A 273-nucleotide genomic window follows, 5' to 3' on the forward strand; every position below is an offset into this window, starting at 1 on the left:
CCAGATTTTTTGATGTTCAGCCAAGAGGTCAGACCGGTCTGTTTGGTTTTCTGCCAACGCAGGTCTTCTTTACGGTAACCGAAACCTTCCAGGATACGCAGAACCGCCGGCAGAACCTGGTTTTCGATGTAGTATTCCGCGTCGTATTTGTGTTTACGCGGGTCGTATTCTTCCGCCAGGATCGCACGGTTAGAGATCGGACCGTCACCACGCAGAACGATGTAACCGATAACCATACCCGGTTTGATTTTAACACCTTTCGCCGCCAGACGT

Annotated in this window: 1 pseudogene; it reads right to left on the reverse strand. The window is 50.9% G+C overall.

Annotated features, from left to right (window positions below):
• A pseudogene (locus R0J92_RS22975) lies at positions 1 to 273 on the reverse strand (DNA polymerase); the annotation flags it as partial.

Origin of the sequence: Tritonibacter sp. SIMBA_163 (genome assembly GCF_046535935.1) — a bacterium.
GTDB lineage: Bacteria > Pseudomonadota > Alphaproteobacteria > Rhodobacterales > Rhodobacteraceae > Epibacterium > Epibacterium scottomollicae.